Raw genomic sequence first — 12,090 nt, 5'->3', positions numbered from 1 at the left:
GTCAGAAAATATGGTGTTGGTTAATATCGGGCTGTTAATTATTCGACTCGTAATTGGGCTAACCTTTTTTGGACACGGGGCACAAAAATTATTTGGCTGGTTCGGAGGTCCTGGGATAACGGGAATGGGCAACTGGCTTGAGACACTTGGTCTTGAAAAGGGCGCAAAGGTCTGGGCAACGCTAGCTGGTCTTTTTGAGTTGATAGGCGGATTACTTTTTGCTGCAGGGTTTTTTACTATGATTGGATCGCTTATGATCGTTGTGGTAATGATTGATGCGATATATGCTGTTCATGGTAAAAATGGGTACTGGATAACCAATGGAGGATTTGAATATAATCTCGTTTTAATTGCTGTTGTCATAGGTGTTGCTTTGATTGGTCCAGGTCAGTATGTTTTGTTTTTTAATGCTTAATTACTAATGTACGGAACCTATTTGAATGATTTTAACATTTAAGACCTCTAGTCAATTGTAGAGGTCTTTTGATTTGTTAATCAATAAATGGTTCCCATTCCTTGTAGCGTGAGGGCTGAAGATTTTTCACCTTTTCTAGAAACTCTTTCTTGTATCCTAATTTATCTAAACCCGTGAGTAATTTTGTAGGGACAGTTCGATCCGTCATTAAATACCTTTTCAAATCAATAACCTTTATATCCCCTTTTTCATTAAACAGTATATGACGAACTTCTGCGTCGTGTCTAGTAAAGCCCACTTTTTTTAATTCATCAAGAAGGTATAATACTTTTTCTACTATTTCTGTAGAAAAATGATTGTTGTCTTTTAAGTACTTCTTTAGCGTGATGCCATTGATATACTCAATAACCACATAGTTTGATCCATGTCCGTACAGACGAGGGACGACTGGAGACTTTTGTCCCCATATCAATGCATCAAGCTCTTTTCTGAACGTTTCTTCCTTTGGATAAATTTTAACACACCATTCATCGGATAATCGATAAACACTACCATCCGCGCCCTTCCCTACTTGCTGATAATCTTGCATGATTTGAGGAGATAGTATGCCCTTGTTCTTTGCTGCCAACATCTCGAATTCTCTCATATTTTATTCACCCAAATTAATTTGATAATAATCACCCTTTGGTTTGATTAAAATGAATCATAAGCCCCCGTTTCTTATCAATATAAATCTAGTTCTTTTCCCCATAGTTCAATTTTATCTAAATATCGATTCAACAGTTTACTTTGTTCACCTCTCATGACCCGGCGAAGATGATTAAGTACTCTTTTTTCTAATGCTCTTTGTAAATAGGCCATCTTTAATAGCTTAACTGGCTCTTCGGAAAAGGTTATTCCATACTTTCTCATTTCATGACTATATAGAACCGCACAATTCGAACGAATGTCTTCGGCTTTCTTATGCCAATCTTTCCGGAAGTCAATCAGCAATTCAACTAAAACAACTAAGTCATACCAGCATGGAGCATATTTAGCAGACTCCCAATCAATGAACTGAATAGTCGCCGAGTTTTCATTTGATAGGTCAAATTTGCCGCAAATATTTTGAAGATGAAGGTCGCCATGGATAAGACACTGACCTGCTTCTAATAGCTCAGGGAAAAATATCGGACCCTTGCTGTATATTTTTCTCAGAATATCGTATTTGGGTTCAATCTTCTCTCTTAAAATATCATTATTTACTGAAAGATCGAGGATTTCCCGGGTTTTCTCAATATGCAACACTCGCTCTTTTGCCATCATTACGGAATTATAAAGTGGGACCCAAGAATCAAGGGTTTCTTTATAATCTAAGATGCGCTTTTCAAATGTAAGAGCATGAAATTTAGCAACAGTTGGGATAATTTGATACAGATGCTCAGGAGTTAGTTTTATTTGCCCTCTTATTAGCGGCAAAAATTCTGATAACATCCAGATTTCTCCCTTATTGACACTTTCTTCAATCCAATACAATTTCGGCATAAATTCTTGAAAAATAGAGCTAGCTTTTCGATACATATTTATCTCAACAATATGATTCTCTTTTAGGGGAGGCTTGAAAATCTTTAAAACAACCGGAAAGGTTTCCGTCTGATTTGAGATCGTTATTTTCCAAATACTTGTCTTTTCTCGTGAATTTTTCAAGCATTCAATTGTTTCTTCTTTAATTAAGATATTTTTTCCAAAAACAGGTTCTAATTTCTTCCCCCATTTATAATGATCCCATTGGGATACAATTTCCTCTTTAGTACTCAATGAAATATATCCCTCCAATTCTATTAATTTCTTTTCCATAAGTTTTTTAAATGCGATATAAAACTGCGCATAAAGGGAAAAGGATCATCCCATGCAAAAAGTGCCTCCACTTTTTTACCAGATAAGCTTTTCCACCATTCCGAGAACGTTGTTTCTCCATTCTTCCATTTTTGGCGGAAAGAAAGAAAATCACGGACAAAATATACCCATTTAACTCCCTCTTTCTGAGAAGTAACCGGTTCTGGATTTTGACCAGTTAGGGATAAATAATACAAGTAAGCTAAATCAACACCACATGCTATGGATAACGCTTGAGTTAATCCAATTCGAGGATTGATTTCGATAAATTTATATTTGCCATCCCTTGGGTCCTTTTTAAATTCAGCAATGGCTAACCCCTTAAATTGTATATTTCGAATAAAAGGGACAGCGGTTTGCAGCAATTCTTCGTCCCTAGTACTGATAGCGAGTGCGGTTGACCCAAAATGCGGAGGAAATTGATGTAATTTTTGGTTCATCCATAGACCGATTAGATTCATATGTTCGTCAAATAAAGTCTTAACTGAAAAGATCTGGTTTTCTTCACCTGGAATGAGCTCCTGAATCATCAATTCGCCGAAAGGACGGTAAAAGAGGTATTCCTCACGCAATTGGGATGGTTGTTCAATAACTATGGCTTTCTTATATAAACGATGGTCAATTTCCTTTCGAAAAAGCGAGGAATAAACTGGTTTTAAAATACATGGAAAGGTGATTTCCTCGATGATTGGCTCTAACTCATGTTCATCCTTAATAGCAAACGTTTTTGGGCATGGAATGTTCCACTTTTTCGCTAATTCATAGGTTAATCTTTTGTCCAACACCGCTTCTACTATTTCGTGTTCAGGTAACAAAAATCGATAATTCTGACTTAGTACATTGCGGTTTTTTGAAATAAACAAGACATAATCATCCGAGCCGGCAACAAGGACAGGCTTTTGTGAAAAATCAAGCGCGAGATTCGTTAGAAATTGCAATAATTCCTTTTCCTCTGATACGGGATGAGGGCAAATCCCGCAACTCGCTTTCCAAGTTTTCCCTATCTCATATTTCCCCTTACTATCATAGGCATAAACTTGGATTCCCTTTTCTGCCAAGCTTCGGACAATGCCAATCCCGGTTGCGCTTAAATCAAGGACAACGGCTGGAATATCATGTTTCATCATAGTTCCTCCTTACGTAACAAAGAAAAGTAAACTTGTTCAATTCTTGTTACCATATTTGAAATAGTTAAGTGATTTTGCGCATACGACCTAGCGTTGTCCGCTAGTTTTGTCCTTAAGGTTTCATCTTGCAAAAGTTGCAGCAGTTTATCCGCTAACTGCTCGGAATCTGCGGGATTAACAATTAAGCCTGTTTGCTGATCTTGAATGATTTCCGGGATTCCCCCGCAATTTGTCGTAATAATAGCCTGACCGGCAAACATTGCCTCAATCACCGAAATAGGCAGTGTGTCGCTTGTGGTAGGCAGAACAAAGATATCCGATTGACTTAATAATTCCGGTATGTCCTTCCTTTTTCCCAAAAAAACAACATCGTTTAATTGAAGCTCTCGAGCCTGATTCTCCAATTCCTCTCTCATTTCGCCATCACCGACGATCCGAAGCTCAACGTTAGTGAATTGATTTTTGATTTGAGATAATGCCTCTAGTAGGTACTTATGACCTTTGCGCGGGCGGAGCCTGGAGACACAGGTAATCACTGTTTTATCTGTATTTGGCTTTCTCTCCAAAGCCTGGAAATCAATTCCGGTATATACAGTGGTCATCTTTTCATCCTCCGCACCCAATTTTTTTAGAATGGGACGGAAGATTTCACAAAGAATGATTATGTGATGAGCAGCTGTAGTGGCTTGCCTATCAATCGCGAAATAATAAGCTTCTTCAACCGACCCACTTTTGATCAGGTTAAATCTTAAGCGATTATGGGTCATGAAACCATGGGGGGTAAAGAGAAGGGGTTTTTGGTATCTTTCATTAAGTCTTCCCATAACATTTGCCGTAAAACGATCTTGAGCGTGGATAATATCGTATTGTTTAAGATTTATATTTTCTAACATGCATTCAAACAGCTGAAGGTCACATGAATTATTCAAAATTCTTTCATTATAGCTGCCGTAGCGTTTATGATAGAAATTCTTATAATTTTTCCCAATATTGAACTTTAAGTTTTTGACAACACTTTCAGGGAAGTGGTTTGGTGCAATGACATCTACTTGATGCCCCTTGGCTTCCAAACCTGTCTTTAAAGCCGCTATATAATTTTGTAAGCCGCCAACAAAAGGATATTCCCAAAAGGTAGTGATCAATATCTTTAACTTCTTTGGTAAGTTAATTGATGAACGACTCTCTCCAATGTTCTCTTTATTCTTTTCGAATGACTCCAAAATACCGTAATATTGGTCCAAGGCTGAAATAATGTGCGGATATGGTTTGGAAAGAGATACTGGTTTTGAGTTGTTTCGTTTTTTCACTTCCAAACCCTCCTGATTACTTCGAATGCCTCAGCATAATTTACTCCAACAGTCATTCCTCTTACCTTTGCTAAAGATCGCACACCCTCATAGGAACGCGGATGAGGAAACGGTCTCATCTCCACATCATAATGCTGAAGTGAATTCAATTTATCCTCTATTGTGTCTGTAATATCAACAAAGTAATTTGGTTTAAATTCCTTATCATTGGTATGTGGACTCCATTCACTTGAAGAAACTGTCTCAAAGCATATGATTTCGATTGGTTCTGTTCCCGGCAGTGGTCTGGCTGCTGTTAGTACTGCTTGGAAAAGTACTTGATGATCCCGATTTAAATCACCATAATGATGAGTAAAAATCATTACAGGATCTTTTTGTTTAATCAGGTCTTCTATTTTCTTAATGATGTCAATTAGTGGGATGGATTCTAATAATAAATTCGGTAATTCAATAAAAATAACTTCTTCGACCCCAAGTACTTCATTGGCTTTTAACATGAATGGCTTCATTTGGTGTTCCTCTTCCTTACGACCCTTGGCGGCAATTACAGTTGTTACTTGATATCCGTTATTAATTAATTTTTTTATGGTTCCTCCGCTTCCGAGAAGTTCATCGTCAGGATGTGCGGCAATTACCAATACATGATTGCGCATAAAACCTTATCAGCTCCCAGAATAAATAAGTTTCATGTATATATATGTAAAGGAGATTAAATGGAAATGGACAAACGTTGAACTAGTCGCTTTTTTGTTAAGTTAACGTAAAGTTAAATATAATAGAATAGATTAAAACGATATTAATATTCTTATAAAGGGGTGATTATTATGGAAAAGAAATTACTAATTATTTCTTCCAATCATACTGGGCATGGCCATAAAAGTATTACAGAATCTCTATGTGAGAGAGTCAACGCGCATCATGACGTAAAAATACATGTAGTGGATGGATTTAGACTTGGCAAAGATCTTCTGTTAAAAATAGGAAAATCATATGGACCAATCACAAGAAATTCGGAGAATTTATGGAAGATAATTTGGAAACTGTCAGCTAAGAAAGCCTCTTTAGTTGACAATTTTATCGAAACACTGATTAGGGATAATTTTCTGCAATTACTTAGCGAAGTGAAGCCCGATATTATTCTATCTGTTCATCCTAATTTTAACGGCTCCATTTTAAACATTTTAGAAAAAGAAAATATAAATATACCCTTCGTTACTTTAATAGCTGACCTTGTAAACATTTATCCACTTTGGGTGGACAAAAGGGCTGATTACATTATTAGTCCTACGTATGAAGCCCAAAATAAGTGTATCGAATTTGGGATTCCTGACGAAAAAATAAAGCTTTCAGGATTTCCAGTCCGATCCCGATTTTTTCTAAAGAACTCTAGTCAGCGAAAATATTATCAAAAGGGACAACCCTTAAATTGCTTGATCATGAGCGGCGGAGAAGGCGTAGGAAATATGAAGAAAATAGCAGTCAATCTGCTCAATCATTTTGATTGTACAGTTAAAATTGTAGCTGGGAAAAATGAAAAACTTAAATCAAAGTTGGAAAAATCCCTTCAACCATTTGGTGAAAGAGTAGAGATTTATGGTTTCACCCAAAATATCCAAGATTTAATGCTAACTTCTGATATTGCTTTTACTAGAGGAAGCCCAAATGTCATGTTTGAAGCTATAGCTTCCAATACGCCTTTAATTATTACGGGTGCATTACCAGGACAGGAAGAGGATAATCCAGCGTTCGCTGAGAAGTTGAATTTGGGTATGGTATGTAAAAACCCAAAGGAAATTCAACATACAGTAGCCCAATTACTTGAACATGATGGCGAAAAACTAAATGATATCATCGACAGCCAGAGGAATTTTATTAATGCAAATGCAGCCGAAGAAATTCTGAAATTCATCCTACAAATCGGAGAGCCTTATCTTGAAATAGCAAAAGTAAAACTTTCTTAAAATTTCATTACTAATAATTTAGAATAAGCTGATTCAGAAGTTGCCTATCAACAACTTCTGAGTCAGGTTATATCCTCGACTTTAAAGGATATTGGTTAAAACCATAAATGGTATGCAACAAGATATTCTTAATAACAACATCTGGTCTTTCCTCCGTAATTAAATGTCCTGTTTTTTCATAGGTAATTAACTGCGCAACCGGTAAATCACGAACTAATTGTTGGCCTACCTCCAAAGGAACTACTCGATCTTCCACTCCCCAAATTAATAATGTTGGAACTTCTATCTTTTGAAGCTGTTGTGGTAATAAATCCCCTTCGCGATGACGAAGAAGACGAATTAACGCTTTATAGAATCCTTTTTCAGTAAGCGGTCTACCGAATTCTTGTATTAATTCTTCGTTGATTAATGAATGATCAAAAAAGACGTTCCTCAAGTGATCTTTGACTTCTTTTCTATGAACAGAATAATGAATAAGTTTTTCAAAAAAAGGTAAATAAGAACTCCAAATGAGAAGTTTTTTTGCCGGCTTTAAATATCCTGAGCTACATAACAATATCAATTTGTTAATTCTTTCAGGAGCGAGGAGTGCCATATTTAGAGCAATTTGTCCACCCATTGAATGTGCCACAATATAAATGTTTTCAAAACCAAACTTGTCGATACATTCAATCATTAACTTGGCATAGTTTTGAAAACTATAAACAAATGAAGTGGACTTTTCACTTTTTCCAAAACCCGGAAGGTCAACAGCAAGAATAGAAAACCTCTTTTGTAATAAAGGGATGATTCGACGAAACGTATAGGTAGAAGATGCAAAGCCATGGATCAGAAGAATGGGTGGTTTATCATTCAATAAATATTCACAGTACAGGTTGACATTCCCCACCTTAATGTAGGCTTGATTCAATTCATCGGCACTCACAGTATTCCACTCCTCTAGAATTTATCCTTTAGCATTTATTATTTATCAATACCTTCTTGAGGATGCAGAAATTAATGAAATCGTTAAATACGCTTTACAGGATTAAGAGTATAAAAAAATCACTCGTTATATTTTTAAAACGAGTGAAAGGCAATACTATGATAAAAGAAAACCAAAAAAATTTTTGTTTCCTTAACGGATATGTTTGAAAACTAAAGAATCACGCCATAATGGAAAATATGTAGAATCGACCGCCCAAGACGCTGCTGGTTCACATGACTTTTCATTTATTTAAGAGGTGATTGTATGTCGTTACAGCGCACATTTATCATGGTTAAGCCTGATGGGGTAAAACGAGGATTAACTGGAGAAATTATCAAACGTTTTGAACAAAAAGGGTTTACTTTACTGAATGCAGAGCTAATGACGGTTGACCGTACTAAAGCAGAATATCATTATATGGAACACAGGGAGAAACCATTTTTCAGTGAATTAGTGGATTTTATCACTTCCGGTCCCGTTTTTGCGATGGTCTGGGAAGGAGAGAACATCATTGAAGTTTCTCGTCTTATGATTGGAAAAACCAGTCCACTAGAAGCAATCCCAGGTACCATTCGCGGTGATTTTGCCTTTACAAAAGAAGAGAATGTCATCCATGGTTCAGATTCCCTTTTAAGTGCTGAGCGGGAAATTGAAAATTTCTTTGGTCTACTTAAAAAAGGACGAATCTCAAAAGATGATTTTCCGTTTGAAGATCGTCAATCTGTTTAATACTTAGAAAATCCCCTTGGCAGATTTAAAGCCAAGGGGATTTTTAATGTACTATTAAGTTAAGTATTAAACCGTTGTTTCTACATTTTCAAGATTTGCTTCGGACACCCGCTCCGATTTCATCAAGACAATATATGATATAAATCCAAAACCAATGCCCAAGAACCAAGAATACGTGTAAAGCTCTTTCAAAGCAGGAATGATTAATCCAATAAAGGAAGCAATTAACCCTATTCCTAAGGCGATCAGCGCCTTTACATTCCAGCCATTTTTATATGCGTATAGTCCATCTTTTTTATAAAAACTAGCTAAGTCATATTTTCCTCGTGCTACCAAGTAATAATCTGCAATCATGATTCCGGCGACCGGTCCAAGTGCTCCGCCAATTGCCCCTAGCACATTAAAAATAGTGGCTGAGTTGTTATACCATAACCATGGGGCAAAAAATAAGGCTACGACGATTGATATCATTCCTGCTTTTACGAAGTTAAGTTTCTGAGGAAACAAGTTTACCAGGTCATATGCAGGCGATACTACGTTTGCTGCTACATTGACAGATAATGTCGCGATTAACAGTGCAAATGCCCCTAGGAATAAAACAAACGGGTTTCCAAATTGCTGAAGCAATTCCACCGGATCCCAAATCGGCCTTCCGAAAGCAATGATAGTTCCAGATGTTGTAATAATACTCATAATAGAAAATATAATCGCTGTACCTGGCAAGCCGATGGCCTGACCCAGCACTTGATCTTTTTGACTTCGTGCAAATCTCGTAAAATCCGGAATATTGAGGATTAATGTTGCCCACGTTCCAATCAGTCCGGTAACAGAGATCCCAAATGCAGCCCAAAAGGCACCGCCCGTTAATTGAGATGGTTCATCAAATAGAGGCCCTAATCCGTTAGATACGCTAATCGACCATATCACGAGCGCCAACCCTAGAACAATAACGAGGGGGCCCGCCCAAAGTTCAAAGAATTTAACTCGTTCCATGCCATGGGAGATCACCCATGCATGTAAAATCCAAAATAGTGCAACTGCAAGGGCATCATTTAACCCTAGACCAAGGAAATGGACAGAGGAAAGACTGTTCCAGCCTGGTAATAATGCACCTAGAACAGCACCAACCGCTTTACTTCCTAAATAAGCTTGAACCGCAAACCAGAATATGGCCACAAATGCTCTTATAATAATCGGAAGCTGTGCTCCTTTATAACCAAATGAAGCACGAATGAGAACAGGAAAAGGGATTCCATATTTAGCGCCGGCCGCACTATTCAGCCACATGGCAATAATAAGAATAATATTTGCGGTAATCACGGTTGCTAATGCCTGCCAAACACTCATTCCTAATCCAAGCAAACTGCCTGCTGTTTCATAGGCCACAATATTATGAACCATCCCCATCCACACTGTCGTATAGTTGAGCCAATTCCAATTTCTCTTTTCTTTATTGAGTGGAGCAAGATCTTCATTATACAAAGAGGGATCCTTTTCTATCAAGGTTTCTTGATCTTCCATTGACATTGTATTCATGGCCATTCCTCCTTTTATTATGATTGTATTCTACTGAAATTGTGGATAGCTGTATCTATTTTGGTAAGGAAAGCTCACAGAAAATTAATTTGTCTTGTTAATCAAAAGGACCCAAGTGAAGTCATTTCACTTGGGTCCTTTTTTAGTATTTTTTCTTATTTCTATATTATTTAGTAAGCTAAACTTCACTATATGTTAATTGTTTTTGCCATAGAACTTCTGACACAGGCTGGGGATTACATCCATACAATTCTCTCGCTTTATAAGTATGTACACTCTCATAAATAGCTTTCATCTGATCATATACCAATTTTTCCGGTATATTTACTGGAGACCAACAAAATACGTCCATTTTATTCAACTCATTCGTAACCATATGAATTCTTTCATAACCAATAGAATTCATCTTCATAAAACCATTTTTCTCATAGAAACGTACTCGTTTTTCCGAATCAGGATCAATATGACTAACTGGTTCAACTTCGAGAATGATGGCTTTCCCCTGTTGTTTTAATTGTTCGAGAATCCGGCTTCCTCTTCCACTTCGTCGATTGTTTCGAGCGACAAGTATATAATCGATAAAAATAAATTCAGACATTTCAAAGTAAACAAGTACAGAATCTTTGCTTTCCTCTAATTGATAGATTCCTTGTTTATCGTGAAAAAGGATTTCAAAATGCTTTCTCGATTTCATTTCTCTTTCTGGAAAATAATCAGTTAATCTAATAAACCAGTCATTCATCCTATTACCCCTTTACCAGAATATTAAAACCAACATCATTTTGACGTCTACCTTATTTTAAAAAACGAGTGTAAAAAATTTATTGAGACAATTTTAATTATTTGTACAATTTATGTAAATCTGAAAGTTTAGATATTTTTATTTGCTAAAATGAGGCTGTTATAATTTTTTATTTATCATAAATAGGGAGAGTTATTCAGATGAAACAGAACAAGGGAAAAATAACGGCATTGTTGGGCTGGAGCCTGCAAGCAATTGAAGCAATTGACAAGTTGAATCGACCGTATGTGGTTGTAGGCCCCCCTGAATTCCAAGGTTTTGCTGACACTTATGGAATCCAGCTAGTTCCTTGGGTATTTGACAATTTAGATGATCGATGTGAAGAACTCTTTGAAAAATTGAAGAATCTCAATACAAAAGTGGCTGTACCTATTTACGAGGAAACCGTGGAATGGGCCGGTGCTCTAAATGCAAGGTTCTTCAATGACCCGCTCATTTTCCATAAATCTATGCTACTTAGAGACAAAGGGTTGATGAAGCGTAAAGCACAATTGGCAGGTATCCGTGTGGGAGTCTTTGAAGAGGCAAGCAACAAGGAGGATATTCGTTATTTCTTAAAAAGAATTAATAAAGCACTATGTAATATAGACGAGGCTGACTATTCCCCTATTCACGTTAAGCCATTTGATAAAGCAGGCACAGTAGGTCATTACATGATTCGCAGCCTAAAAGACATTAACAAGATAGACGATTCGGAATTCCCTTTACTGATGGAAAGCCATCTAGAAGGTCAAGAATTCTCTTGTGAAGCGTTTATCCATAACGGAAAAATAAGATTTTTAAATATAACCGAATATGTAAAATTAGGTCATTCAAACTTTGTACCCGCCTCTCCTTCGCTTGAAAAATGGCGACCACAAATCAAGGAAGCCATTGAGAAGCTTGTGGATGCTTTTGAAGTCAAATATGGCATCATTCATCCTGAGTTTTTCATCACACAAGAAGGAATATTGAGTTTTGGGGAAGTCGCGAACCGTATACCTGGAGGCCATATTTTTGAACATATTGAAAATGCATATGGGTTTAGCCCTTATCAAGGCCAAGTGCTTTGCTGTGATCCAGATACTACCGAAGAAGAAATAGAGGCCTTTTTCCCTGAAGAGGTCGTATCCGCTAAGGGATATTCTGGTAATCTCATGATTTATCCTAATGTAAAAATCGTTAAAAAGCTGAAAATACCTAATAATCTCAAGACCCATCCTTATTTTATAAACCATAATATGTTTATTCCTATTACATCCAAAGTGGCAGAACGGGTAGGATATGGAAATCATTATGGAACCATTTTCTTTTTTGGAGAAGATGCGGATGAAATGAGATCCCTTTTAAAAGATTATGAGACCTATAATTTCTACGAATAAGAAAGGACGA

Annotated in this window: 12 protein-coding genes; 4 read left to right on the top strand and 8 right to left on the bottom strand. The window is 36.8% G+C overall.

Annotated elements, in window-relative coordinates; all coding sequences use genetic code 11:
* The first annotated feature begins 16 nt into the window (after positions 1–16).
* Positions 17–415 carry a DoxX family protein gene (locus JOC76_RS08455; protein WP_205177280.1) on the top strand — a complete coding sequence of 133 codons (399 nt, stop codon included), beginning with the start codon at positions 17–19 and terminating at the stop codon, positions 413–415.
* A gap of 76 nt (positions 416–491) precedes the next feature.
* Here the strand turns inward: JOC76_RS08455 and JOC76_RS08450 are convergent, their stop codons facing one another.
* The 5 genes from JOC76_RS08450 to JOC76_RS08430 form a co-directional block, all read right to left on the bottom strand.
* The gene (locus JOC76_RS08450) at positions 492–1,061 is read right to left on the bottom strand and encodes a phosphotransferase (protein ID WP_239557616.1); all 570 of its coding nucleotides are present in this window, start codon (positions 1,059–1,061) and stop codon (positions 492–494) included.
* A 77-nt stretch (positions 1,062–1,138) separates the two neighbouring features.
* Positions 1,139–2,212, bottom strand: a complete 1,074-nt coding sequence (locus JOC76_RS08445; RefSeq protein ID WP_205177156.1) for a phosphotransferase — start codon at positions 2,210–2,212, stop codon at positions 1,139–1,141.
* Positions 2,213–2,235: 23 nt separating this feature from the next.
* Positions 2,236–3,414 (bottom strand): carboxylate--amine ligase, encoded by a 1,179-nt coding sequence (locus JOC76_RS08440; protein ID WP_205177155.1) that lies wholly within the window; start codon positions 3,412–3,414, stop codon positions 2,236–2,238.
* Positions 3,414–4,724 carry a glycosyltransferase family 4 protein gene (locus JOC76_RS08435; protein WP_205177154.1) on the bottom strand — a complete coding sequence of 437 codons (1,311 nt, stop codon included), beginning with the start codon at positions 4,722–4,724 and terminating at the stop codon, positions 3,414–3,416. Before JOC76_RS08435 ends, JOC76_RS08440 begins: the two co-directional genes overlap by 1 nt.
* A complete protein-coding gene (locus tag JOC76_RS08430) occupies positions 4,721–5,377 on the bottom strand; it encodes a PIG-L deacetylase family protein (RefSeq protein ID WP_205177153.1) in 657 nt (218 codons plus the stop codon). Before JOC76_RS08430 ends, JOC76_RS08435 begins: the two co-directional genes overlap by 4 nt.
* A 171-nt stretch (positions 5,378–5,548) precedes the next feature.
* Between JOC76_RS08430 and JOC76_RS08425 the strand changes: the two genes are divergently transcribed.
* The gene (locus JOC76_RS08425) at positions 5,549–6,685 is read left to right on the top strand and encodes an MGDG synthase family glycosyltransferase (protein WP_205177152.1); all 1,137 of its coding nucleotides are present in this window, start codon (positions 5,549–5,551) and stop codon (positions 6,683–6,685) included.
* A 67-nt stretch (positions 6,686–6,752) separates the two neighbouring features.
* On the opposite strand, the gene JOC76_RS08420 is transcribed toward JOC76_RS08425, so the two are convergent.
* Entirely contained in the window at positions 6,753–7,610 is an 858-nt protein-coding gene (locus tag JOC76_RS08420) for an alpha/beta fold hydrolase (RefSeq protein ID WP_205177151.1), read from the bottom strand.
* 306 nt (positions 7,611–7,916) lie between these two features.
* On the opposite strand from JOC76_RS08420, the gene ndk reads away from it, so the two are divergent.
* Positions 7,917–8,381: a nucleoside-diphosphate kinase gene (ndk, locus tag JOC76_RS08415; RefSeq protein ID WP_205177150.1), complete on the top strand. Its 465-nt coding sequence runs from the start codon at positions 7,917–7,919 to the stop codon at positions 8,379–8,381.
* A gap of 66 nt (positions 8,382–8,447) precedes the next feature.
* Here ndk and JOC76_RS08410 read toward each other — a convergent pair whose 3' ends face one another.
* Entirely contained in the window at positions 8,448–9,917 is a 1,470-nt protein-coding gene (locus JOC76_RS08410) for an NCS1 family nucleobase:cation symporter-1 (RefSeq protein ID WP_239557615.1), read from the bottom strand.
* 178 nt (positions 9,918–10,095) lie between these two features.
* Positions 10,096–10,659, bottom strand: coding sequence for a GNAT family N-acetyltransferase (locus JOC76_RS08405; protein WP_205177149.1), 564 nt, complete (start codon positions 10,657–10,659; stop codon positions 10,096–10,098).
* Positions 10,660–10,859: 200 nt separating this feature from the next.
* Here JOC76_RS08405 and JOC76_RS08400 point away from each other — a divergent pair, with 200 nt between their 5' ends.
* Positions 10,860–12,080 (top strand): ATP-grasp domain-containing protein, encoded by a 1,221-nt coding sequence (locus JOC76_RS08400; RefSeq protein ID WP_205177148.1) that lies wholly within the window; start codon positions 10,860–10,862, stop codon positions 12,078–12,080.
* Positions 12,081–12,090 lie beyond the last annotated feature (10 nt).

It is taken from the genome of Neobacillus cucumis (genome assembly GCF_016908975.1).
GTDB lineage: Bacteria > Bacillota > Bacilli > Bacillales > Cytobacillaceae > Neobacillus > Neobacillus cucumis.
The sequence above is the reverse complement of the archived record's forward strand: the minus strand, read 5'-3'. Positions and strand labels throughout refer to the sequence as shown.